The sequence below is a fragment of the Robertkochia sediminum genome, assembly GCF_016786255.1.
In the GTDB taxonomy this organism is placed as follows: domain Bacteria; phylum Bacteroidota; class Bacteroidia; order Flavobacteriales; family Flavobacteriaceae; genus Robertkochia; species Robertkochia sediminum.
The window spans coordinates 1-221 of sequence record NZ_JADMKT010000041.1 but is presented as its reverse complement, the minus strand read 5'-3'; the positions used below and the strand labels follow the sequence as shown (position 1 = coordinate 221).

Annotated in this window: 1 pseudogene; it reads left to right on the top strand. The window is 41.2% G+C overall.

What is annotated here, in order from left to right:
- Nucleotides 1–219: pseudogene (locus tag IS446_RS00175) on the top strand (hypothetical protein); the annotation flags it as partial.
- Nucleotides 220–221 lie beyond the last annotated feature (2 nt).

Genomic DNA, 221 nt, shown 5'->3' with positions numbered 1-221 from the left:
CCCTCCATGACGGCAGTACGGTGCAACCCAACCTTAAAACCCTTTTACATGCGCCTTAAATCCACTAAATCCAAGCCTATAATTGGCCTGGTTGCAACCCAACGAAAACTATTATTACTTATGTATGCCCTTTGGAAAAGTGAAGCCTATTATGATGCAAATCACCATAAAACAAAAACAGCAAGCTCAAAAGAACTTGCTGCGCAGGATAGTTATTAACC